The organism is Bacillus kalamii (genome assembly GCF_047238185.1).
Lineage (GTDB): Bacteria > Bacillota > Bacilli > Bacillales > DSM-1321 > Bacillus_AD.
On sequence record NZ_JBDFMI010000006.1, the window covers coordinates 381673 to 406025 of the forward strand.

26 protein-coding genes and 1 pseudogene are annotated in these 24353 nt (G+C 42.6%); 7 read left to right on the forward strand and 20 right to left on the reverse strand.

Annotated features, from left to right (window positions below; genetic code table 11):
* Positions 1–14: 14 nt before the first annotated feature.
* A complete protein-coding gene (locus tag ABC357_RS19570) occupies positions 15–911 on the reverse strand; it encodes an aldo/keto reductase (protein WP_412889275.1) in 897 nt (298 codons plus the stop codon).
* A gap of 257 nt (positions 912–1168) precedes the next feature.
* Here ABC357_RS19570 and ABC357_RS19575 point away from each other — a divergent pair, with 257 nt between their 5' ends.
* Positions 1169–2527, forward strand: coding sequence for a YjiH family protein (locus tag ABC357_RS19575; RefSeq protein ID WP_412889276.1), 1359 nt, complete (start codon positions 1169–1171; stop codon positions 2525–2527).
* A gap of 223 nt (positions 2528–2750) precedes the next feature.
* Here ABC357_RS19575 and ABC357_RS19580 read toward each other — a convergent pair whose 3' ends face one another.
* Both ABC357_RS19580 and ABC357_RS19585 read right to left on the reverse strand, forming a co-directional pair.
* On the reverse strand, positions 2751–3107 hold the full coding sequence (locus ABC357_RS19580) for a DUF6176 family protein (protein ID WP_412889277.1): 357 nt from the start codon (positions 3105–3107) through the stop codon (positions 2751–2753).
* A 155-nt stretch (positions 3108–3262) separates the two neighbouring features.
* Complete coding sequence (locus ABC357_RS19585; RefSeq protein ID WP_412889278.1) at positions 3263–4357, reverse strand: PRK06851 family protein; 1095 nt, start codon at positions 4355–4357, stop codon at positions 3263–3265.
* A gap of 181 nt (positions 4358–4538) precedes the next feature.
* Between ABC357_RS19585 and ABC357_RS19590 the strand changes: the two genes are divergently transcribed.
* The 3 genes and pseudogenes from ABC357_RS19590 to gsiB (ABC357_RS19600) all read left to right on the forward strand — a co-directional run bounded on the left by ABC357_RS19590 (position 4539) and on the right by gsiB (ABC357_RS19600) (position 6343).
* A complete protein-coding gene (locus ABC357_RS19590) occupies positions 4539–5363 on the forward strand; it encodes a YitT family protein (RefSeq protein ID WP_412889279.1) in 825 nt (274 codons plus the stop codon).
* A 305-nt stretch (positions 5364–5668) separates the two neighbouring features.
* Positions 5669–5857, forward strand: a pseudogene (gene gsiB, locus ABC357_RS19595) (glucose starvation-inducible protein GsiB); the annotation flags it as partial.
* A 111-nt stretch (positions 5858–5968) separates the two neighbouring features.
* Positions 5969–6343, forward strand: coding sequence for a glucose starvation-inducible protein GsiB (gsiB, locus tag ABC357_RS19600; protein ID WP_412889280.1), 375 nt, complete (start codon positions 5969–5971; stop codon positions 6341–6343).
* 88 nt (positions 6344–6431) lie between these two features.
* Here the strand turns inward: gsiB (ABC357_RS19600) and ybaK are convergent, their stop codons facing one another.
* Positions 6432–6908, reverse strand: coding sequence for a Cys-tRNA(Pro) deacylase (gene ybaK, locus ABC357_RS19605; protein ID WP_412889281.1), 477 nt, complete (start codon positions 6906–6908; stop codon positions 6432–6434).
* 14 nt (positions 6909–6922) lie between these two features.
* Positions 6923–9100 (reverse strand): DNA topoisomerase III, encoded by a 2178-nt coding sequence (locus ABC357_RS19610; protein ID WP_412890082.1) that lies wholly within the window; start codon positions 9098–9100, stop codon positions 6923–6925.
* A gap of 235 nt (positions 9101–9335) precedes the next feature.
* On the opposite strand from ABC357_RS19610, the gene ABC357_RS19615 reads away from it, so the two are divergent.
* Positions 9336–10883, forward strand: a complete 1548-nt coding sequence (locus tag ABC357_RS19615) for an ABC-F family ATP-binding cassette domain-containing protein (RefSeq protein WP_412889282.1) — start codon at positions 9336–9338, stop codon at positions 10881–10883.
* 348 nt (positions 10884–11231) lie between these two features.
* Here ABC357_RS19615 and ABC357_RS19620 read toward each other — a convergent pair whose 3' ends face one another.
* The 6 genes from ABC357_RS19620 to ABC357_RS19645 form a co-directional block, all read right to left on the reverse strand.
* Complete coding sequence (locus tag ABC357_RS19620; RefSeq protein ID WP_412889283.1) at positions 11232–11630, reverse strand: DoxX family protein; 399 nt, start codon at positions 11628–11630, stop codon at positions 11232–11234.
* 65 nt (positions 11631–11695) lie between these two features.
* On the reverse strand, positions 11696–12121 hold the full coding sequence (locus ABC357_RS19625; protein WP_412889284.1) for a MarR family winged helix-turn-helix transcriptional regulator: 426 nt from the start codon (positions 12119–12121) through the stop codon (positions 11696–11698).
* 189 nt (positions 12122–12310) lie between these two features.
* Positions 12311–12622: a hypothetical protein gene (locus tag ABC357_RS19630; RefSeq protein ID WP_412889285.1), complete on the reverse strand. Its 312-nt coding sequence runs from the start codon at positions 12620–12622 to the stop codon at positions 12311–12313.
* Positions 12623–12699: 77 nt separating this feature from the next.
* Positions 12700–12855, reverse strand: coding sequence for a sporulation protein YjcZ (locus ABC357_RS19635; RefSeq protein WP_412889286.1), 156 nt, complete (start codon positions 12853–12855; stop codon positions 12700–12702).
* A gap of 175 nt (positions 12856–13030) precedes the next feature.
* Positions 13031–13498: a CBS domain-containing protein gene (locus ABC357_RS19640; RefSeq protein ID WP_412889287.1), complete on the reverse strand. Its 468-nt coding sequence runs from the start codon at positions 13496–13498 to the stop codon at positions 13031–13033.
* Between the two features lie 161 nt (positions 13499–13659).
* A complete protein-coding gene (locus ABC357_RS19645; protein WP_412889288.1) occupies positions 13660–14382 on the reverse strand; it encodes a CBS domain-containing protein in 723 nt (240 codons plus the stop codon).
* Between the two features lie 150 nt (positions 14383–14532).
* Here ABC357_RS19645 and ABC357_RS19650 point away from each other — a divergent pair, with 150 nt between their 5' ends.
* Positions 14533–15585 (forward strand): lactonase family protein, encoded by a 1053-nt coding sequence (locus ABC357_RS19650; protein ID WP_412889289.1) that lies wholly within the window; start codon positions 14533–14535, stop codon positions 15583–15585.
* A 34-nt stretch (positions 15586–15619) separates the two neighbouring features.
* Here ABC357_RS19650 and ABC357_RS19655 read toward each other — a convergent pair whose 3' ends face one another.
* From ABC357_RS19655 to purU, 9 genes are all read right to left on the reverse strand, one after another.
* Entirely contained in the window at positions 15620–16801 is a 1182-nt protein-coding gene (locus ABC357_RS19655; protein ID WP_412889290.1) for a class I SAM-dependent methyltransferase, read from the reverse strand.
* 11 nt (positions 16802–16812) lie between these two features.
* The gene (locus tag ABC357_RS19660; RefSeq protein ID WP_412889291.1) at positions 16813–17454 is read right to left on the reverse strand and encodes an HAD hydrolase-like protein; all 642 of its coding nucleotides are present in this window, start codon (positions 17452–17454) and stop codon (positions 16813–16815) included.
* A 29-nt stretch (positions 17455–17483) separates the two neighbouring features.
* Positions 17484–18119: a response regulator gene (locus ABC357_RS19665; protein ID WP_412889292.1), complete on the reverse strand. Its 636-nt coding sequence runs from the start codon at positions 18117–18119 to the stop codon at positions 17484–17486.
* On the reverse strand, positions 18109–19149 hold the full coding sequence (locus tag ABC357_RS19670) for a sensor histidine kinase (RefSeq protein WP_412889293.1): 1041 nt from the start codon (positions 19147–19149) through the stop codon (positions 18109–18111). The genes ABC357_RS19665 and ABC357_RS19670 overlap by 11 nt, the downstream gene beginning before the upstream one ends.
* Complete coding sequence (gene liaF, locus ABC357_RS19675) at positions 19146–19880, reverse strand: cell wall-active antibiotics response protein LiaF (protein WP_412889294.1); 735 nt, start codon at positions 19878–19880, stop codon at positions 19146–19148. Before liaF ends, ABC357_RS19670 begins: the two co-directional genes overlap by 4 nt.
* Positions 19881–19984: 104 nt before the next feature.
* A complete protein-coding gene (locus tag ABC357_RS19680) occupies positions 19985–20632 on the reverse strand; it encodes a PspA/IM30 family protein (RefSeq protein ID WP_412889295.1) in 648 nt (215 codons plus the stop codon).
* Between the two features lie 62 nt (positions 20633–20694).
* The gene (locus ABC357_RS19685; RefSeq protein ID WP_412889296.1) at positions 20695–21039 is read right to left on the reverse strand and encodes a lmo0954 family membrane protein; all 345 of its coding nucleotides are present in this window, start codon (positions 21037–21039) and stop codon (positions 20695–20697) included.
* Between the two features lie 678 nt (positions 21040–21717).
* Entirely contained in the window at positions 21718–22308 is a 591-nt protein-coding gene (locus ABC357_RS19690) for a histidine phosphatase family protein (protein ID WP_412889297.1), read from the reverse strand.
* 18 nt (positions 22309–22326) lie between these two features.
* The gene (purU, locus tag ABC357_RS19695) at positions 22327–23226 is read right to left on the reverse strand and encodes a formyltetrahydrofolate deformylase (protein WP_412889298.1); all 900 of its coding nucleotides are present in this window, start codon (positions 23224–23226) and stop codon (positions 22327–22329) included.
* Positions 23227–23494: 268 nt separating this feature from the next.
* Here purU and ABC357_RS19700 point away from each other — a divergent pair, with 268 nt between their 5' ends.
* Entirely contained in the window at positions 23495–24340 is an 846-nt protein-coding gene (locus ABC357_RS19700) for a DegV family protein (protein WP_412889299.1), read from the forward strand.
* The last annotated feature ends 13 nt before the right edge of the window (positions 24341–24353 follow it).

Below are 24353 nucleotides of genomic sequence, written 5' to 3' on the forward strand. Positions count from 1 at the left end.
TTCTGTTTATTTCATTAATCGACCGGTTTGCCGCGTGAAGCAATCCATAATTCGTACCATTGCTCCTTCGTCATATCCAGCTCGAGCGCTTTTACAGCAGACCGGACACGCTCTATTTTTCCGGATCCCACGATCGGCATAATCTTGGCCGGATGCTTCAGCAACCATGCATAAAGCACCTGATCTATATTGTCCGCACCTATTTCACCCGCTACTTTATGGAGTGCTTTGCGGATGCGGGCCTCTTTTGGTTCTTTACTCGTGAATAGCGCCCCCCCGGCAAGCGGAGACCACGCCATGACAGGCATTCTTTTTTCCAGTGCCTGATCTATTGTTCCATTTTCGAATTGGCTGCGTTCCGCCAAGGAAATTTCTACTTGATTCGTAATAAGAGGTTCATCCAAATAGGATTGAAGCATGTTTAATTGGGTCGTTGTATAGTTTGAGACGCCGAAATTTTTTACTTTGCCAGCCCGTTTCAGCTGCTGGAAAGCTTCTGCTATTTCTTCCGGATTAGCCAGGACGTCCGGGCGGTGGATTAGCAATGTATCAATGTAATCAGTATGTAAATTCCTTAAAGAGCAATCGGCACTTTCAATGATATGCTCCTTGCTTGAGTCGTAATGGTTAATGGCGACTCCTTCCTTGCTTGTTAATTTTATTCCGCATTTTGTGACGATTTCAATTGACTCCCTAAGACCCGGTTTCAATGAAAGCGCCTTGCCGAATAAAGATTCACAATTATACTGACCATAGATATCGGCAGTATCTACAGTTGTGATGCCCAAATCAAGGCACTCTTCCAACAGTTGAAGGATCTGATTATCGCTGTATTGCCAATCAGCCATTCGCCAATGCCCATGTATTATTCGGGAAAACTGCATTGTATCCGTCATTTGAACTCTTTCCATGTACGACACTCCTTCTTATACCTTTTCTATGCCACTTCTTATCCTCCCTCATTATACACATAAGCCAATTGCTTTTCCTATGCATTTTCCATGCCAGTTCCAAACTACAATCATGCCCATTATATTCAACGATTTTTATACCAAATTTTATGCATAACAAATCAATAATTTTACATAGATTTTTTTATTATTATGCATTAAAATGAATATATATAACAAACATAGAAATATTAAAAAGTCAAAAAAAGGGGAAAAATATGATAGAATCAATCAAAAAATATCTACAGTCATCACTCTTCCTATTCATCATTCCTTCTTTATTAGGTGTACTGTTATTCATGACTCCTCTCCCGTATGGAGGCGAGATCACGATTCCGATTGCTATCCTATCAACGGGATTAAAAAATTATTTAGGCGATAGCATTCCATACATTATGACATTCATAATTGTGTTGACGACTATTCTTACCATCGCAGCTAAAACAACCGATATACCATTCATTAAAAAAAGTGCCTTCTTCACCTCTCTGTTCGATGTAAATCTTGCCTGGACATCGGCGCGGATTTTGGGAGCTATTTTTGCCGTAATGACTTTGATGAAAATCGGGCCAGAGTGGATTTGGTCAGATGATACCGGCGGAACCGTACTGTTCAGCCTGCTGCCCACTTTGTTCGCTGTCTTCTTCTTCGCCGGGCTGTTACTGCCATTATTGCTGAATTTCGGGCTTTTAGAGATGTTCGGTGCACTATTCACTAAAATTATGCGTCCCCTCTTTAAGCTGCCTGGACGTTCTTCCATTAACTGTGCTGCATCCTGGCTTGGAGATGGAACAATCGGCATTCTGCTGACCAGCAAACAATATGAAGAAGGATACTATACTAAAAGAGAAGCCGCTGTCATCGGTACATCCTTTTCTGTTGTATCCATCACATTCAGCCTTGTCATCATTTCACAGGTTGGATTAAGCTATATGTTCATTCCTTTTTATCTCACCGTTCTTGCAGCCGGGTTGATTGCTGCTATCATTATGCCGAGAATACCTCCTTTATCACGGATGAAAGATACGTATATTGATGGAAAGCCTGCCAACAAAGAGAACGAAGCAATCCCAGAAGGACAGACACCGCTTTCCTGGGGTGCTAAATTAGCAATCGAACGAGCTGAAAAAAATACCGGCATGAAAGAATTTCTGGCCGATGGCAGCCGTAACGTCCTCGATCTTTGGATGGGTGTCGCTCCTATTGTTATGGCCATGGGAACATTGGCGTTAATTATCGCCACCTATACACCTCTATTCCAGTGGCTTGGCATGCCTTTCATTCCTTTCTTGGAGTTATTGCAATTGCCTGAAGCCACGGAGGCATCACAAACGATTCTTATCGGCTTTGCCGACATGTTCCTTCCCTCCGTTCTAGCAACAGGCATAGAAAGCGATTTGACACGATTTGTCATCGCTGCCCTATCCGTTACTCAATTGATCTACATGTCTGAAGTAGGCGGATTGTTGCTTGGTTCTAAAATACCGGTCAAATTTAGGGATTTACTATTTATTTTCCTGCTTCGGACCCTTATTACACTGCCAATTATCGTATTGATTGCCAACTTTCTTTTTTAGACAATAAAAAAACAGGGTATCCCCTGATTCCGGCTGTAGACAGAACCAATTCTGCCTACAGTCTTTTTTCTTTTACTCTGTGTTCTTTAGCATGTAAACGATGATATATGCTTCAACTAAAAGTCCCTTTTATGGATTCAGCTGCAGCCTTCATGCTTCTGACCTAACTAGCCTGCAATAGATCCCGCAAAGCGTCCGGGGAACCGCTGCCCGTGATCTATTTTTAAAAATCCTTCATTGCAGATGCAACTTTTTCTTGGATCATGACCGCTTCCGGGCGCATATCAATTGGTTTATACTCTTCATCTATGCATTCATGCCAAAAGTCCAAATGTTTCTTATCGATTTCATGGCAGGATTCCTCCACAGCCATCCCTCCAGGGCCTTGGATGCTATACCAATACAAATACTCCGCATCCTCCGCCACTTCTCTAAAAATTGATTCCACATACATTTTTTCATCCTTCAGTGTCAACAGGACTTCAGGCATATGCTCATTCAGTAAGGCCATCCATTGATCAACCACATTAGATTTCCCCTGTTTTACCCGAAATCTGGTCAATTCAACTTGATATTCCATGTGCTTACAACTCCTTTTTAAAGTCCTGCCGAAAAGCAAGAATAGGCTCGTCCCATTGATTTGAGCAAGGAAAACCGCCTTCTTTCTCTCCAGAATCATCCACCTAAATACTACCAAAATAAAAGCTTCATCCACAAAGATGAAGCTTTCTTTCCCTAAATTGATACCATATCCTGAATCAAGTCAACCATTCCATCCTTCAGCTCAGTGACTTTTGTGAAATCCATACACTCGATATACAACTGTTCCAGCTGGTCGTGCCTTTTTTTGGCCGAGGCCAAGAAGGCTGTAGCTTCATCCATCTTTGCTCGATATCTTTTTGATACATGTTCAATATCTGTCTTGTAATCTTCATCTGTACCTGCTTCAATGCAGCGCTCATATACATCGATTACTTCATCTCCAGCCCTGCTCGGAAAATATTCATGGGGAGCCGTACTATCAAAAATAGCGAATCCCAATTCTCTGACGATTACCATATCCAAGCTATTGGGGTCAAATCCGCAATGATAGATTTCCACATCATAGCCCCGCAACTCCGCTTCACTAGCGATTGCTTTCAGCATAGTCGATTTTCCTGATCCCGGACGGCCCTTTATAAAATATCTCCGTTCCACATCCCCAGTCAGATTAGGTACAAAATCAACGGCCCCATCAGGGGTGGCGGCCCCCAGAAAACGATGGCGTACATCACTTATTTTTTCTTTTCTCTGTTGCCCATATAGCTGGTCGACCAGTTCTTCTGTCAAAGCATTCGCTTTGTCAAAATCCATCTTATCAATAAAAATTGCTTCCCATTCATCATGTATTTTAAGGGCAGCGGCAAAAGATGAATATGCTGCTTCGTATGAATTTGAGATATCCTCCATCAACTGTTCGATTTGGTCCTTCTTTTCCGATAACGCTTGCGAATCCCATGCTTCCCCAACATTCACATATTGCTCTACAGCTCCTGGCAGCTTCGGTTCAATCACATGGGGCGCTGTTCCATCTACAATCCCTACACGCAATTCATTGATGATCACACCGTCAATCGAATTGTTATCTGACGAGCAATGAAGGATCTGCAATGAATAGCCCTGTTCTTCAAATATGTTCGCAATCTCTTTCATCATGGTCGATTTTCCAGTGCCTGGGCCGCCTTTAAGTATGAATACTTTTTTTAATCCCGCTAAATTCGAATCATATAAGCTATGGAATCCGTACGCTGTGTTGCCGCCGGCAAAATAATGTCTGATCTGTTCGCTCAAAAAAACACGCTCCTTTTCATGAAGATCCTGCTATCCCTGTATCTTATGCCTGAAAGTCCAAATAGGTGATAGCCTATTTTCCCTCTTCTGTAAGTTTGGATTGATGTAATCGCCTGAAAGGGATATACTATTCAGTTGTGTTTTCATAAAACTATTATTCTTAAAAAGAAAGGAAATCGAAATGAAAGCTTATCTCAGAGAGCTCATCATGATTATGATCGGTTCTTTCTTATTCGCCATTGCCATCAATTCTTTCATGATCGCTGGAAACCTATCTGAAGGCGGCGTAACCGGTATCACGATTGTGCTTTATTACTTATTTGAATGGTCGCCAAGCATTATGAACTTACTGATTAACAGTGTTCTGCTAATTGTCGGCTATAAATTCCTCGATCGGAAAACCATTATATATACTATTATCTTTATCATGTTCAGTTCCATCTTCCTTAGCCTGACGGAATCATGGGGCGTATATACAGATAATGTATTCATTAACTGTATTTTTGGAGGAATCTTTATGGGTGCAGGCATCGGCATCATCGTGCGGGCCGGAGGTACATCTGCCGGTTCCACTATTCTGGCCAAGATCGCCAACAAGTACCTTCATTGGAATATCAGCTATGCGCTCCTGTTCTTTGACCTGATTATTGTCATTGGTTCTACTTTTGTCATTGGCCTAGAGAAGATGTTGGTTACAATTGTTTCTCTATTCGTCGCTACTAAGGTCATGGATTACATGATTGAAGGGCTGGATACAAAAAAATCAATAACCATTGTTTCGGAAAAAGATGAAGAGATTGCGAAAGCCGTTTCAGCTAATATTAATCGCGGATTAACGATTATGAAAGGAAAAGGCTACTATAGTAATAGCGACAGGGATATTTTATACGTCGTCATCCGAAAGCAGGAATTGACCTATCTTCGCAAGCTCGTTGAAGGCATTGACGAAAATGCATTCATTATCGTCCATGACGTGCGGGATGTATTGAGCAAGAATTTCATCTAACCCCTATGGACAGGCAAAATGTTGCCTGTCTTTTTTTACTGTTGCTATTCAATCTTCTACTTGCACTAATTGGTTGAATAACAGGCGAACATGCTTTTCATTGTACAGGATGTACTAGGCAAAGACTTTTTATATGCAGCCTCCCTTTTAAGCTTCTTTAAAGAATGTCTTTATTTATACTTATTTTTCCAATTATTACAACAATATTAAAGACTTATTACAATCCACAAAATACGTTTGCCACCTTTTTAATCGGTTATATAAGAACTATAACGATAAAACATTAAAACAAAGGAGAGATTAACATGGCAAACAATAATAAAATGTCACGCGAAGAAGCTGGACGAAAAGGCGGAGAAGCCACGGCAAAAAACCATGATAAAGAATTTTACCAAGAAATCGGCGAAAAAGGCGGCAAAGCAACTGCCAAGAACCATGATAAGGAATTCTACCAAGAAATCGGTGAAAAAGGCGGAGAAGCCCGCAGCAAAAATAAGTAAGTTTCTGCATGTTAGAACGTTTTCCTAACGGAGGGAACATTTGTAGAAAATCAATTAAATCATTCACAAATTACTATTCTAATATATTTAAAGGAGAGGTTAAATATGGCAAACAATAATAAAATGTCACGCGAAGAAGCTGGACGCATGGGTGGAGAAACTACTGCTAAAAAGCATAATAAGGAATTCTATCAAGAAATCGGCGAAAAAGGTGGACAAGCTACTTCTAAGAACCATGACAAGGAATTCTACCAAGAAATCGGCGAAAAAGGCGGAGAAGCCACTTCTAAGAACCATGACAAGGAATTCTACCAAGAAATCGGCGAAAAAGGCGGAGAAGCCACTTCTAAGAACCATGACAAGGAATTCTACCAAGAAATCGGTGAAAAGGGCGGAGAAGCCACTTCTAAGAACCATGATAAGGATTTCTACAAAGAGATCGGCGAAAAAGGCGGAGAAGCCCGCGGCCGAAATAACTAAAAGCATCCTCATGCACAAGCTGCTAAATCAATTAAAAGAGCCCTGCTTACGAATTGCACATGCGATTCAGTAACCAGGGCTTTTTTTCTTATTTTACAATGCCTGCAAATTTCCCATCCGTTACGCCGGCAAGCATATCGGGCATCAATTCGATTTGGGTCCCGATTTTCCCTCCGCTGACAATGATGGTTTCTAATTCTTTTGCCGCGGATTCAATAAAAGTCGGATATTTTTTGGACATTCCGACCGGTGAACAGCCACCGCGGATGTACCCTGTTAATTTTTGAATATCCTTCACAGCTACCATTTCTACTTTTTTTTCACCAGCGACGGCAGCCGCTTTCTTCAAATCAAGTTCTTCAGCAACAGGAATAACATATACAAATACTTGTTTACTGGTCCCCTGGGCGACCAAGGTCTTATAGACAAGTTTCGGGTCTCTACCAACTTTCTCCGCTACAGAAACTCCGTCAATCTTGCCGTCTTCTGCTTTATACGTATGCATTTCATAAGGGATTTTGCCTGCATCGAGCATGCGCATGGCATTCGTTTTACCCTTTCCCATGGCAGCAGAACCTCCTATTGATCTAATTTTAATTTAGCCAGTGCATCTGCCAATGCTGTATTGATCGGTTCATCTTTATTTTGCTTTTTCATGTATTGGGACACGTCGCGTTTATTGGCAGCCTGTGAATTGCCTTTCTTGCGGCGATTTTGGAATGCACTCATTTTTTCGCGGTGGCCGCATTTACATACGAAAATCTGCCCCTCTCCTTCTCCGCGTAATTCGAGCTTTTTATGGCAAACAGGGCAGCGGGCATTGGTCACTGTACTGATCCGTTTACGGTGGCCGCACTCCCGGTCCTGGCACACAAGCATTTTTCCTTTCTTCCCATTCACTTCAAGCATCAATTTGCCGCAGTCCGGGCAATGCTTGCCTGTAACATTGTCATGCTTGAATTTTTCATTGCTGTTTTTGACTGTGTGTACAGCTTTTTTGGCATAATCCTTCATTTCTGTTACAAATGTACCTTTATTCAGCTTGCCTTTTGCGATAGCAGTCAATTTTTGCTCCCATTGGGCAGTCAAAGCAGGCGACTTCAATTCCTCGGGAACAAGCTCCAGCAATTGTTTACCTTTTGATGTAATGAAGATATGCTTGTCTTTTTTCTCAACCAGGAATGAATTGAACAGTTTTTCTATAATATCGGCACGGGTTGCCACTGTCCCCAATCCTCCTGTTTCTCCGATTGTTTTGACAAGATCTTTACTTTCCCCGCTCATATACTTAGCCGGATTTTCCATGGCCGACAGCAAAGAAGCTTCTGTAAATCGTTCAGGCGGCTTCGTTTCACCATGTGTAATAGAGATGGAATCAATTGAGAAAGTGTCCCCTTCTTTGACCGCCGGGACAGTCGATCCTTCATCATCCAGATGGTCATAAAGCTCTTTCCAGCCACGGTTTAGCACACGCTGGCCTTTCGCCGTAAATGTTTCTTCTGCTATCTTGGCTGTGATGCTCGTCTGTTCATATTCATAAGGCGGCATGAACACAGCCAGGAAACGTTTGACGATTAGATCGTAGACTTTAATCTCTTTATCGCTCATCTTCGGCAAGAAAGCCGATTGTTCGGTCGGTACGATTGCATGGTGATCCGAGACTTTGCTATTATCGACGAATGTTTTGCTTGTCTTGATCGGCTGGCGCAGAATTCTGGATGCCCATTGTGCGTATGGCTTGATAGTTACAGCCTCCAAACGCTCTTTTAATGTACCGACCATATCCGTCGTTAAATGTTTTGAATCAGTACGCGGATAAGTTACCACTTTATATTGTTCATACAAACGTTGAATAATGGACAGCGTTTCTTTGGCAGAATATCCATAGATATTATTACAATCACGCTGCAGTTCAGTCAGATCATATAAACTATTTGCATATGTTTTCTTTTTCGTTTTTTTGACTTCTTCAATGGTTCCTTTAGCATTTGCAGCTTTTTTCTGGATGCGTTCAGCTACAGTTTCATCAAATGTACGGCTATCATTGCTTTTGCCATCTTTCCAATTCAGCGTCAGGCCATTATCTGTTTTAGCCTTCAATCCATAATAAGTCTTTGGCTTGAAGGCTTTAATTTCTTCTTCTCGCTGGGCGATCATTGCCAATGTCGGGGTTTGCACCCTTCCGCATGAAAGTTGGGCATTATGCTTAGTCGTCAATGCCCTGGTAGCATTCATGCCGACAAGCCAATCCGCCTCTGCTCGCGCTTGCGCAGAAGCAAACAGATTTTCATATTCTTTACCATCCTTCAGATGCTTAAAGCCCTGTCTGATCGCCTGGTCCGTAACAGAAGAAATCCACAACCGCTTGACTGGTTTCTTCACATTCGCTTTTTCCAGAATCCAACGGGCAACAAGCTCCCCTTCACGGCCCGCATCTGTTGCAATGACTATTTCATTCACGTCTTTCCGGTTCAATTGTGATTTGACAGCCTGAAACTGCTTCCCTGTCTTTTTAATGACAACAAGCTTCAATGACTTCGGAAGCATCGGAAGGTCTTCCATCTTCCATGATTTATAACGGTCATCATACGCTTCCGGTTCAGCTAGTGTAACAAGGTGGCCAAGCGCCCATGTGACAATATATTGTTTTCCTTCCAAATAACCGTTGCCCTTTTGCTGGCAACCAAGCACTTTTGCTATATCTCTTCCCACTGAGGGTTTTTCAGCCAATACAAGCGTTTTACTCACGTTCGACATTCCTTTCATTGGAAAAACCGACAAAAATATGGATTTTTGCTGCCTTTCCCTATACTTGATGCCTTTAAGGAAATTCCTAAAGCATCACATACGATTAGCACCAGTATCTCATAAATAGCGGCTGAATTGAAGGATGGCGGATGGAGGGGCGCTGACATAAACGCTTTACATCGATTTATATTCTCGAATACAATAGGAAGAACGCGAGTACGAAATTTTCAGGAGTTGAATATACATGAGTTTGTTAGTTGTAGAGAACCTTAGCCACAGCTTTGGGGACAGAATGTTGTTTAAGAACGTATCCTTCCAATTGAATAATGAACATGTCGGATTGGTAGGCGCCAACGGGGTCGGTAAATCAACCTTAATGAATATCATTACGGCACAAATGATTTATGATACCGGAAAAGTACAATGGACACCGGGTGTTGTATATGGTTATTTGGACCAGCACACCAACCTGACACCGGGAAAAACCATCCGCAACGTCCTTCAGGAAGCTTTCTCCTCTCTTTTTGATGTTGAAGCTGAATTGAATGAAGTGACAGGAAAAATGAGTGAAGCAACTCCGGAAGAGCTGGAAGAATTGCTGGAGAGAATGGCAGATTTGCAAGACCAGCTGGATGCAGGCGGCTTTTATTCGCTGGATTTAAAAATTGAAGATGCAGCAAGAGGGCTTGGCTTGGATGCCATCGGGCTTGATCGGGACGTATCGGCCCTGAGCGGCGGACAGCGGACGAAGGTATTGCTTGCGAAGCTATTGCTGGAACAGCCCCAAGTGCTTCTGCTCGATGAGCCGACCAACTATCTCGATGAGGAGCACATCACATGGCTGGCCAAATATTTGAAGGAATATCCACATGCCTTTATTCTGATTTCCCACGATACGGAATTCATGAACTCTGCGACGGATGTGATTTTCCATTTGGAATTCGCTAAGCTTACACGCTATACAGCAACCTATGAGAAATTCCTTGAGCTGGCTGAATTGCATAAGAACCAGCACATCAATGCCTATGAAAAGCAACAGGAATTCATTAAAAAACAAGAGGATTTCATTTCTAAGAACAAAGCGCGCTATTCTACTACCGGACGGGCGAAAAGCCGCCAGAAGCAGTTGGATAGAATGGAACGGATCGACCGTCCCGAAACAGCAATCAAGCCGACATTTGAATTCAAAGAAACACGGGCAAGCAGCCGCTGGGTCTTCGAAGGAAAAGATTTTCAAATCGGATATGACCACGCATTGCTGCCGCATAAGCTGAACATGAACATAGAACGCGGAGATAAAATTGCGATTGTCGGTTGCAACGGGGTCGGTAAATCAACCCTGTTAAAGACAATTTTAGGTGTGATCCCTCCATTCAGCGGCAAGGTCGTCCGCGGGGACTTCCTGTATCCAATCTATTTCGAACAGGAAGTAAAAGCGGATAACAGCACACCGATTGATGTGGTCTGGAACGCTTATCCAAGCATGGAACAAGCACAGGTCCGCGCTGCACTAGCACGATGCGGATTGAAAAACGAGCACATCTCCCGCCCAATGAAGCAATTGAGCGGTGGCGAGCAAGCGAAAGTGCGCCTATGCAAACTTCTAATGGAAGAAAGCAACTGGGTCCTGTTCGATGAGCCAACCAACCACTTGGACGTAACAGCCAAAGAAGAACTGAAACGAGCACTGACAGCCTACAAAGGAACCGTCCTGCTCGTATCCCACGAACCAGAATTCTACCAGGACTGGGTAACAAAAACCTGGAACGTAGAAGAATGGGCGAATGAATAGAAAAGCGGAGGCGGCTTGAACAGGCCCGACAAGCTTAAGGCGAGGCATTGACAAAGGCTGCTCTTCGCCTTTGACAGTGGCTTGACTTAAGACCTCGAGGGGCTAGCCGCTGCAGCTGGACAGTAGAAAAGCGGAAGCGGCTTGAACAGGCCCGACAAGCTTAAGGCGAGGCACTGCCAAAGGCTGCTCTTCGCCTTTGACAGTGGCTTGACTTAAGACCTCGAGGGGCTAGCCGCTGCAGCTGGACAGTAGAAAAGCCGGTACCGGCGATTCGTTCCACAAGGAAATCATTTGCTTTATGAATCAACAAGCCCCGCCTTCAATGAAGGCGGGGCTTGCTTCTACCTATTAAAAAATGAATGCGTCAACAGCAAATTTTCCAGGGCCGGTAAGGGCAATGCCAATGACCGCCGCCATATAGACCAAGTTCAGTTCATAGCCATTCTGCGTTGACCACAAACCGTTCGCACCATGAACCTTCATAATGGCCATCACCATAGTGATTACAATCAACAGACTTGCAAGCGGAGTCAACAACCCGATCGCTAATAATAAGCCGCCGCCAAATTCGGATAAGCCTGCCATTACTGCCATAGGTACACCAGGTTTTACACCAATGGATTCGAACCACCCAGCACTCCCTTCAATGCCGTGCCCTCCAAATGAACCAAATAATTTCTGTGCCCCGTGCCCCATAAATAATAAACCGATTACTAAACGAATCACTAATAATCCTGTATCCAACATCCTGTACTCCCCCTAATAATACTAATTCATATATCTTTAATTCGAGATATATGTTTAAAATTTTTTTATTTTTGCAAGCCGATTTTTTTCAGCAATTCAATCGTATTTACTAATTCTTCTTCCGATAAGTGGCTGAAAGTTTGTTCAATGACTTCTGAATGCTTAGGAAATGCTTCCTGCATAAATGCTTTCCCTTTTTCTGTAATACTGGCAAACGTTACCCGCCGGTCATTTGGGCATGCTCTTCTCGTGACAAGTTCTTTTTTCTCTAGTTTATCTACGACATACGTAATAGAGCTGCTTGCAAGCAGAATTTTTTTGCCAATATGCTGTATAGGTTGATCCCCTTTATGATATAAAAGTTCCAATACCGAAAATTCAGTGGGATTCATCCCATACTGGTCCATATCCTGCTTAACTTTGTCCTGTATGGTTTGCGAAGCGCGAAGCATGACAATAAGCGCCTTCAAAGACAGTTCTTTGCGATCCATCTTTCTCACTCCTCTCTATAAAAAGAAAAAACATATTATTATTAATTTAATTATCTCGAATATGAGATAATTTTATGCTTTATTTTACATTCTGTCAACTACTTTACCTACATATGTATCCGCAGAAAAGCAGCAACCCCGACGAGCCTGTCAGAATCACTGCTCATTAACAGTATGGATGTCGGTTCATTATTTCTTTAAAGCAGATAATAGTGACATAATACTACCCATATCAGGAAGTGAAGACTCTTTTTTGCGTTCGTCATCGTTCCCGCCCAATAAAAGCCATAAAAGAGGAAGAAGAGTCGCCGCATCTAATTGACCCAATAAGCTTAGTAGTCCATTCGGCAGTCCAAACCCTTCTCCAGCGCTGTTTGTTGCCATTGATGACTCGGGTGCATACTTCTTGGATTTTTTATATTCGTCTCTTTTTTTCAGTCTCTCCAAATCTTCATATCGGCAATCAAACCGGACTGATTTCTTTTTTGAACAATTCCCCATTGTGTCTGCTCCTTTCTTGCAGTGATCGCTCATATAAACAACGGGAGCGGTTTAGCAAACCACTCCCGCCACTATCATTATGCAGCAGATGTGTTTCTCAAAATCAACAGAAGAATGACTACGATTATTACAAACCAAAAAGTATAGTTGTTATTATCGCAGCATTGATTGTAATAGCCGCCGTAGTTGCCTGAACCTCCATAGTTACCTGAACCACCATAATAGCATCCCATAATCTTTCACTCCTCTCTCCTGTGTTACTGTATTCTATGAAAACAATGCTTTGGTAGAGAGGGTAGCTGTCCAATTCACGAACCCATTTCTATCTTTTACCTGTCTATTTTTCCAAAAGAAAAGAGAGCTTGATTACAAGCTCTCTTTTCGTCTATATGTAAAAACAGCCTTCTTTCAATCTGAATTCAAGATGATGCCCTTATAGATCATCCGGAGGACATCACCGCGTGAAATAACGCCGATCACTCTATTCTCACGATCAATCACCGGAATTTTTTTGAAATGATGCTTAGAAATAGTCGATACCACCTCATTCAAGTCATCGTCAGGCGCTAATGTGATAATTTTTTTGTTCGTTAAAATCGTTTCAACACTTTCATGGATTCGCTCTGAAACCGTTGAATCCAACTTTCTCTCGGGAATATAAGTGATCATTGTAAAATAATCATGTATGCTTTGTTTTTGCGGCGCTAAATGACGAAGTATGTCGCCATCGCTGACCATCCCTACCAATTTATGCTCTGAATCAACGATCGGCATTCCGCCAATTTTGCATTCTATCATTTTTTCAAGCAGGTCTTTCAGCGTCATATCAAGATTGGCGCAAATGACATCTTTTATCATAAAATCTTTGACAACCATTATAATCACGCTCCTCCAGCATATTATATTCATCTTACCCTTTTTGGAGAAATAAATCCGATTTTCTATTCCCTTTCAACTATACACTTAAACTCTTCTATCTCTTTTCATGAAAAATAGATACGCAATAGCCTATTCCCTGGAGAAGCAGCTGCCGTTTTCTATTCGCTGATTTCCGCTCCCAGTAAGTCCCATGAAGTAATAATGCCGTTAGGTTCTTCTGATAGATGCCCTGAACGCGTTATCACAACACATGATAGTTTTTTATTTCTCTTCTGATATTCTTCATAAATATCTTCTATTTCAAAAACAGTTGTATGTTGGGAAACAAACGCAATATTTTTTTTATGCTTCGGATTGAATAATTCTTTAATCTTTACGCGGTTTAAATCTCTTTTGTCCTCATCAAAATGGTCCGCCAGATATTTCACAATTTCCGAGGCAGTCAATAACCAGCTGTATTCTTCCTTTTCATTATAAATAGGGAAAATAGAATGGGAATGCTTTTTAATGACATCCAGCACATCCTTTAATTGGTCACTTTCATAAAAGTAATAAACCGGCTTGGTCGCAATAGATAAAGCGGATGGCGGTCTCTCGAATTCCTCCGCTATTTTTTCTATTTTTTCGACTATATCTATATGCGGTTCTGCAATATAATAATCCTGTTTGATTTTCTCATGGACGATTGCATTCCGAAGCTTGGCAAACTGGCACAAATCCGCTTCATAATAGCGTATGAATCCATGGCTTTTACCCCGATAGACCAAATCCGTGAATTTATCGCTTCTTGCCCCTTTTACATTTTTCATTAATGCTTTGTGAATTCTATTGAATGCGGTCTCGAATCTTTCCGATTGATCCGCCGTCTGACTCTCCGCCATCCCCATCTCTCCTTAACCTGTATTATGGTGATTTATTCCCTTTATTAATCAAAAACCAAACTATCTCGTTAAAAATAGGGTATAAAGGAAGAGAGATTTATGTAAAAATAGACTCATATATATGCAGAACAATGATTTGGAGGGATTTTCATGACCAAATATACAGGTTATGTTGGAACGTATACGAAAGGCAACAGCAAGGGTGTCTACGCCTTTACACTTGATACAGACAATAAAAATATAAGTGGGGTGCAATTAGCTGCTGAAATTGATAATCCTACTTATATAAATATAACCAAGGATCAGCATACTCTATATGCAACAGCCAAAAAAGGAGACTTGGGAGGCGTCGCTGCCTATGCTATCCAACCTGGGAAAGTCGGTCTTCAATTAAAGAATATCCAGCTTTCCGAGGGAAGCTCACCGTGCTATGTCGCGGTTAACGAAGAGCAAACGCATGTTAGCGCCGCCTATTACCACCGTGGAACAGTAGAGCTTATGCCGGTCATCGACGGCGAACTTCAAGCAGCTTCTTCCACTGTACAATCGGCCGGAAGCGGACCTAACCCGGAAAGACAGGAAAAGCCTCATTTGCATTTCTTCGACTTTACGCCGGATGGCCTATACGCAGTTGCTATTGATTTGGGTACCGACCAATTAAAAACGTATAGCATCCACAACCATCAATTGAAGGAAGTGCAGTCGTTCTCAACGAAACAGGGAAGCGGACCGCGTCATATCGCTTTCCATCCAAATGGGAAATATGCTTATATCATGACTGAATTAAGCAACGAAGTCATCGTGATGGACTATAACAAAGAAGACGGAAGCTTTACGAGCAAGCAATACATCAAAGCCATTCCCGAAAGCTTCACAGAAAACAGCCAGGGTAGCGCCATCCATGTGAGCTCCGATGGCCGTTTCGTCTATGCAGGCAACCGTGGGCATGACAGTATTGCCATTTTCTCCATCGATCCAGTCACCGGCGAATTGGCAATCGTGGATTATGTATCGACAGAAGGCGCTTGGCCGCGTGACTTTGCCTTTGATCCAACTGAACAGTTCATTATCGCTTCCAATCAAGAGTCGCATAACCTTGTCCTCTTTGAACGCAATAAAGAAACAGGTTTACTTACTCTTATTTCGTCCGATACGGAAGTGCCATATCCTGTTTGCATTAAATTTTTGAGTGAAAACGAATAATAACAGCCCCAAAAAAGCTAGCTCCAGTTGGAAGCTAGCTTTTTTTTGTAACCAATGTATACGTTTTAGGCAATCCGATGTCATGAAGCTTATGGTTCGGTTCTTCTTCAAGAACCGTTATTCTCATGCCTGACGAACCGACGCTCGTTATTATTTCTCCCAGTGTCCATTTACGATGGACAGTCTCCTTCAATTCCTGTTGGACGCCATCCGGCATATGCTTTGAGAAGGCCACATGCTGATAGGTCAAATTGGCATCGAAATAGTTTCCGTCCACTTTATGTTTTTTGCCCTTTGAGGTGATCAGCTTGGTCGATACAGGGTGGAACTCGTGCAAAATGAACGATCCATCCGGCCCCAATAATTCTGCAATCAAATCCATTAATGGTTCCAATGTAATGAAATAGTGCAGAACCCCTAATTCCATCAATACATAATCAAAACGCTCTTCTTTGACCGAATCCGATAAAGAAAATACATCAGAAATTGCATAATTGATGGTTACACCTGTTTTTTCAGCTAGTTCACGTGCAAAAGCGGCATTTTCTTTAGAGAAGTCAACCACTGTTACCTCGGCTCCCAATAACGCCATTGCCACAGCTTTGACGCCGTTTGACCCCAATAAATGGAGCACTTTTTTTCCTTTCAATTCCTTCATGTACGGATAAAAAGGATGCAGCCTCCAAGCCGGGTTGGCCTTTATTTTGCTTGCCAAATCAGCAGGATTCCCGTACCTTTCAATCAAAGCCTGATAATTATTCTGGTTCCATGCCTCTTCATTGTGCTCCGTGAAAGCTCTTTGCTTCGAAAGAAGGCTTTGGCTGATTTCATTCGCAAATGCTGTAAAATCTGATCCATATAAATAGCTGTATAGAGAACGGCACATGATAGGCTGTCCTTCTAAATCGACTGCAATCCTATATGGATCTGTTTTGATCGTTGTATTAAAAAGACAGGATATGCGCACTTCCCTCTGTCTCCAAATCATTTTGCAGGATGCGCGTGAAACTCCTTGCTGCACTGGCTCGGCTATTTTATCGGCAAATGCTTCCATACAGGTATCAAAAACATCCCATTGCACGTATACCTCCAGGCTAGGGTCGGAAACAGGGATTTGCTGTAGCACCAAAGAGGCCCCTTCTACCCAAGTGTAAGGTATATGGCGTTCATCTAAAGCAAGAGAAAGGGAACGGATTGTTTCAATAGTAGAAGTCATTGGTTGTCACCTCATTCCTTTTTTCCATTGCTTAAAGAAATCTCGACGATCTCCTGCGGCGAGGACACCATATAGGTCGGATTCTCTTTCACAGCCTCTTCCTGTCCGTCAAATCCCCAATCAACCCAAATAACATCCGTATCCGCTTGGTGGCAGGCACGGATATCCCTGGCCTCATCGCCCACATAAAGAACATCCCCGGTATGTAATCCATGCTTTCCGCAGAAATCCTTAATCATGGATGCTTTTCCGAAAAGATCGCTTGATGTATAGACTTCAGTAATAAAAGACAACCTCTGGGCTTTGAAGTAATCGCGTATATTGCTTTCTTCATTGGAGGAGACTACAGCCACACCTATACCATTGGCATGCAAAGCTTCAAGCATTTCCCTAATGCCAGGAAACAGTGGAATTTTATGCAGGGATTGCTTGTAAATAGCATAAAAATCGTCAGCTACCGCAGAAAATGCGCCCATCGCTTCTGTATTTTGCTGTTGGCCGATTGCTGCGGAAGCCTGCAACTGTTGGAATTGCGATGCTTGAATTTTAGGAAATCCATGAACTTCAGCCAGCTGGTTGATCGCTTCAATGGCAACTTTACCCGAATCGGCAAGGGTTCCATCAAAATCAAAAAGTACGTATTTTTTTGTCATGTCTCTATTCAGCCTCTTTCCTTTAGCCTTTATTCCACAAGTGCATGCTTGAACGCATAGATGACTGCTTGTGTACGGTCTTGGACCTGTAATTTACTTAGGATATTCGATACATGTACCTTAACGGTTTTGAGGGCAATGAATAATTCATCTGCGATTTCCTGGTTGCTCTTTCCTTCGGTCATCAGCAGGAGTATTTCCATTTCGCGGTTTGTCAGTTCTTCATATAGCTCGCTTTGCTGCGGCTTTCTCATCCTTTGCATCATTTTCCCCGTCACTTCAGGCTCGAGAACAGACTGTCCATGGAATGTGGCCCGGACTGCATCGGCAATTTCACTTGCTTTGGACGTTTTCAGCATATAGCTGGTAGCTCCGGCCTCCAGGGCAGGATATACTTTTTCATCATCCAAAAAGCTGGTAACAATAATGATTTTTGCTTCAGGCCATTGATCGATAATCCGTTTAGTTGCTTCGATTCCGTCCATTTCCTTCATGACAAGGTCCATCAAGATGATGTCCGGCTTTAGCTCCAGCGCTTTCTCAACACCCTCGCCGCCATCGGATGCCTCTCCTACCACTTCAATATCAGGCTGTGAAGACAAGTACGCGGATACGCCGATACGCACCATTTCGTGGTCATCTACAAATAACACTCTAATTCCCATGTTCCTCATCCTTTGCTATTACAGGAACCTTCACTTCCAAGCGGGTCCCCTTGTTCAAAATGCTTACGATTTTCAATGTACCTCCTACTTCCAATGCTCGCTCGTGCATATTTTGCAGACCATATGCCCCTGCTTTGGAAGCTTCCACATTAAATCCGACACCGTCATCTGAAATGATCATAATGATCGTCTCTTCCCTTTCGAATAGCCGAACCTCAACCATCTCCGCCTTGGAATGGCGCAGCGTATTGGACAAAGCTTCTTGGGCAATGCGGAATAGCTGGTCTTCCACTCCTTTATCCATCTTAATGTCTTCAAGCTTCCAAGTAATGTTCATAGGAACCTTTTGGAGCAGCTCCATCAATAGCTCTTCCATCCCTTCCTTCAGGGATTTCCCTTTAAGTGGCACAGGGCGCAAATGAAGCAGCAAAGCACGCATTTCAAGCTGGGATTGGTGGATCATCTCTTCGACCAACTGAAGTTGTTTTGTATTATGGCTATGCATTGGATTTTCATTGATGGCGGACATCAGCATACTAGCGGCAAAAAGCTGCTGGCTGACCGAATCATGCAGCTCCCTTGCCAGCCTGTTGCGCTCCTGGGATACAATTTCCTGGATTCGTTTTTCTTGTTCTTCCGCCCGTTCATTCGATAATTTTTGGGAAATGGTGATTTGCTCAGTCATATGTTGCTGCAATTTGCCCATTTTTTCGTATACGTTTGTAATTTCCTGTATATTCTTTTTATCTCCGGGTATAAATGCTTTCCCTTGGCCCATATCGGCTATGCTCCCGCTAATTTCACTGAATTGCTTATGCCAGCCGTATCCGATGAAAGCGCCCGAGAGTGCGCCTATGACGATGCTCACCGCCGGAAAACCAATGATAAAAGGAACATCAAACACTTCTTTTTCCCATAGATCCATAAGTGAATGGATGGGATACACGAATAAAAAGATGCCTAAAAAAAGCAAGGAGAGACAAAACGAATAGAGCATTCCCAGCAATACCTGGCGCTGCATAATGTTCATATCCGTTTCACCTCTATATTCCCCACCAGGGTAGTTGTGACAATCTTTACTTTTTGGGGCGCTTCTTCATATTGGGTTGTATAATAAAGCACGCTTTGGTTGATAAGGCGCTGTTCCTTATTGTTCAGGATCGTTGCAGATCCAGCAAGGACGGAATGTACAATCTTTACTTCTACGTCATACGGCACATAGACTTTAATGGATCCGACTATATTGCGAATGGAAATAACGGCTTCCCCTTTAGGCAAAACCGTATTGCTGAGATCAATAATAATATCACCAATCCCGCTCTGGATATCGATGTCTTCCCATTCATAGACTTGGTCAGGCGTCATTTGGCCGCCGATGAATGTATTTTTGAATAATAGTGATTTAGAAAGAAGGGTTTCTGGAGGAGCCATGCTATCTTCCTTCATAAAATCCGGCATAAAGACCTCAGGCTTTTTGCGCGACTGAAAGAATTTAACCAGCATGGCAATCAGCAAACCGATCAAGAGCAGCTTGAAGGTCAGCATATTTGATATCGTCACTATCATGCTGATGCCGCCGATGATGACTGCCAGTTTACCGATCAAGCGATGCCATTTCTTTTTCCCGAAATAAAGCAGGAGTCCTGACATAGCTAATGAAAAGAGGAGCCCACTATCAAAAAAAGTAACTTCAATTAGGAGAACCACAATGGCAAAGGCAGCAATCCATCTGAATAAATCCGTCTTTGATTGATATCGCATGCCAAGCTCCCCCTTTCTGTTTATGTAAGCCATATAATTTATCTTAGTATGGATGGAAAAGGTGCAGCACTATACTGCACCTTTTCTAGAATACCATGACTATGTCACGAAATTAAATCACTTTCCTGATTTTTTGCTTGTTTTTCTAATTCTGCAATACGGGAATCAATGGTGCTTCTCATATAATCTTCATTCACCTTGTTTTCTAATTTGGACAGATATTTTTCCATTTCATCGAACCGGGCTGTCGCTTGATCCGATGCTTGGTTTTCTCCCAGCACTTTATCCATTCTATGGTTAGCGCGGGCAACATTTTCCCGTCCCATGATTTCCATGCGGCGCAGCTGCATATCTTTCAACTTATGCTTCATATCGATATATTTCTTTTCCAGCTTGTTCAACTGGGCATCCGCATTCTTGACTGCCTCTTCCATGCGGGCAGCACGTTCTTCAAAATGTGTTTTTTCTGCTAGCGCAAAGTCATATAAGTCTACTTCGCCGGCCTTCGAAGCTACTTCCACCTGATAAGCGCGTTTTTCCGCCATTTCCTTTGCTTCCTCATATTCGCGTGTGAATTCATCTTTCAACAGGTATTGGCGTTCCACCAAGGCACGAACCTTCTCTGTCTGCTGTTCAGATTCACGAAGATACTGGTTCAGTAAAGCGATAGGATTTTTCTTTTCTTTTTGGTCCAATAAATCATGCAAGTCTGCAGATACTGAATATTTAATACGGGAAAATAGGTTTGACATGGTAATTCCTCTCCTTTAAATGTGTTTTTCATTTTTGAATTTCATTTTGTAGATTTTTTCACTTATTTATTTAAATTAGCCCATTCTGTTTCGAAGTTATCAAAAGGATCCTCTTTGCTTGTTTTTTCAACATGCTTTTTGTCGTTCCATTTCTTATAAACAACATACAAGACATAAGCAGCAACTAAACCAATGATGGATGGGAAGTTAGAAATCGCCGCTCCTGCAAAAGCAAGGGCAATCAATCCCCAAATAATTTTCGCAGCTGTGCTTGTCGCCTTCATAAACTCTTTAACCACCAAATAACCTAGCACCAAAGTAATGGCAAGTGCGATCATAGGGCCTACATTCGCCAGAAGAATGACAGCTGCAATACCTCCAACTATAAGCAATCCGAATTTTTTCATCGTCCGCTCCTCCTTTCTTGTCTCTATCTTATCTGGAAATGCGCTGTTTTATAATCGACCTCGGCTATATTTTGCGGTAAGACTTGGGGCTTACCACTTCCTAGAACTCTCATTGAACCATTGATATATAAGGCTTTTAACAAAAGAAGACCATAATGAACAGACCGTCCCCCTCCAAGAAACAGCCTGGAAATCAGAAAAAGAAAACAATCGAAGTTTGTCGTTACAAAATAATCGTTCATTTCGTATAATAAAGATAGGCCGCCACCATGTTGCACCATGGAAGGCAGCCCGGCAATCGGAGAGACTCTTCACAGAGTTATACGCAGCCGATTCAGAAAATCCACCAACTGAAGCATCCCTTCAGGAGGTGGATTATTTTTTTCGGTTAAATGACAGAATGGTTATAAGTAAACCAGCGAACGATACCGAAAACATCAATGCCTCAAAGACGGTCATTACATCACCTCCCCATACGAACAGAATCGCGATTTCTGTCCTGGAAGGCCTCTCCTCTTGTCCTTCTATCATAACACAAACGAGAACATGCGTTCCTATTTTCTTCTAAATAAGCCAAATGTATGATGAAGGCCAGAAAAAAGAATCCCTGCGTATACGAAAGGATTCTTTTCTCTAGCTGTTTCTACACCTTCTGTTACATTTACCGCTTAGCCCTCTTTATACCAATCTGTACGTTGTACACGCCCAATGCACGCTGCGCTGCCTTCTCGCCGTGTGCCACCCATGTTTTCTCAATTCCTTGCCGATCATATGGTTAAAGAAACCATGGCCGACTAGCACTATATTCCCCCTGGAGGCTGCTTCCATCAACTGTAGCGCACTTTGCTCCGCCCTTTTCTTAGCGGCCCTGTATGGCTCTATATCACCGCTGTATCCCAACAGCCAACATAGGCGCATACACGCGTTCCATAAATTCGTACTCAACTTTAATCCCTTAAAAATAAACGGTGCCGGAATGGCTGCTTCCCGAAAAAGCGCCTCTTGAGTAAAGGACTTCCCAGGGCCAAGCAAAGCAGCCGAATCGATGGCCCTTGCCAGATGGCTAGTATATAGAAAATCGCCCGTTCTGACGGATTCCAAACTTTCTTCCAACGGAATCTGGCCCGAAAGAATACTTCTATCATCGTACGCTGACAGCCATTCTTTATACTGTCTGCCATCTATCCACGGCTGGCTTGTACAGCTGGACTGCCCGTGCCTGATTAAAGAGATGGTCCCATATGCAGGACCCTGAGCTCGATTATCCATTCACTACTCTCCTATTCCCTAAAAAATAATCGTTTTATTTTTCTCGACAATTACGCGGTCCTCCACATGCCATTTGACTGCCCGGGCCAACACACTTCTTTCGATGGAACGGCCGATTCGTTTTAGCGCATCCGTATGGTCCCTATGAGTGACACGTTTTATATCCTGCTCGATGATCGGCCCCTCATCCAAGTCATTCGTCACATAATGCGAGGTGGCTCCTATAATCTTGACTCCTCTTTCGTAAGCCCGTTCGTAAGGCCTCGCCCCGATAAATGCCGGCAAAAAGGAATGATGGATATTGATGATTTGGTTCGGAAAATATTGGACAAATTCAGGGGTGAGTATTTGCATGTACCTTGCCAGAACGATCAGCTCGATTTTATATGCCTTCAAATAGCTAATCTGTTGTTTCTCCACTTCCCTCCTGATGTCCTTATGGGCTTCCATATAGATGAATGGAATCCCCAGTGGCTCCACAACATCCTTTGCTTCAGGATGGTTGGAGATGACCAAGGCGATATCCGCCATCAAATCCCCGCTTTGGTATTCCCATAACAGCTCCAGTAGGCAGTGCAGTTCTTTGGATACAAATATAGCTATCTTCTTCAAATGGGATACATAACGGAAGCTATACTCCATCGCAAAGGTTTCGGCAATGCATTGAAATTCTTCTTCCAGATGTGCCTTATTCGTATTCAATTGATCCTGTTCAAATTCCATCCGCAGGAAAAAGACTCCGCCGTTCGGATCGGAAGTGTATTGGTTGGATTCAATGATATTTGCCCCGTGCGAAAAAAGAAAAGCCGACACCGCGGATACAATCCCCGGCTGGTCAGGGCATTTTATCAATAATCTTCCTCTGTTTTCGAATACCTCCTGGTAATCCTTCTGTTGTTCTTTCATTAAATCCTTCATCAAAATCCCTGCCTCATTTATTATTCTTATTTTTATGAATTTTACGATATTTTATTACGGATGTCACCTCTCCTTATACATTCAAACAAAAAGAATTCTCACAGTTTGGACAAGAATATTTTTCTTTTATATCAAGAATCCATAGAGAACCAAGGGTAAATCAAGTACAATAGAAGCTAGTACGTTTAAATTGCGTATGATATTGTCATAAAAGCAAAAAATAGCAATAAGCAACCTATCGGAAAATAATGCACAAAGGAAAGATCATATGAGTAAAAAAATTGCTTGGGTTACGGATAGTACAGCGTATATTCCTGATGAACTTAAAAACCATCCAGATTTATATGTAGTGCCATTAAGCATTACATTCAGTTCCGGTACATATGAAGACGGAATTGATTTAACGACGGATCAATTATATAAAAACCTTAAAGAAGATCAGGAAATACCGAAAACATCGCAGCCTCCTGTCGGAAGGTTTGCCGAACTGTTCGAAAGCTTTAAAGGGAAGTATGATGCAGCAATCGCCGTCCATATTTCTGCTGATTTGAGCGGGACACTTGCCAGCTGCCGTGCAGGCGGTGAAATGGCAGGATTTCCTGTGGAGGTAGTCGACAGCAAAGCGATGGCCATTGCCATTACACGATTGATATGGCTCGGCATGGAACTGAATGAACAAGGCCTTGAGGTAAAAGAAATCGCTGATACCCTACAGCAAGATGCATATAAAATTGAGAATTACATGGTCTTAGGAAATCTGGACCAATTCTATAAAGGCGGCAGAATGTCAGGCACACAATACCTTCTCGGCAACTTACTGAAAATCAAACCGATTATCCGTATATTTGACGGCAAATTCGAGTTGTTTGAAAAGGTACGTTCCGAAAAAAAGGCGGCTAAGCGCATCATGGAACTCTTCCAAGATGCCTATCAGAAACATCCGATCTCCAAAATATTCGTTATGCATGGAAATGTTCTAGAAAAAGCGATTGGATACAAAGAAGAATTAATCCGCTCTTACCCCGGCATTGAGGTCATCATTTCCGAATTAAGCGCTACCGTATCCGTCCATTCAGGCGAAGGTACCATCGTAGTCGCTTGGGCGAACGAATGACGCCAGATACTGT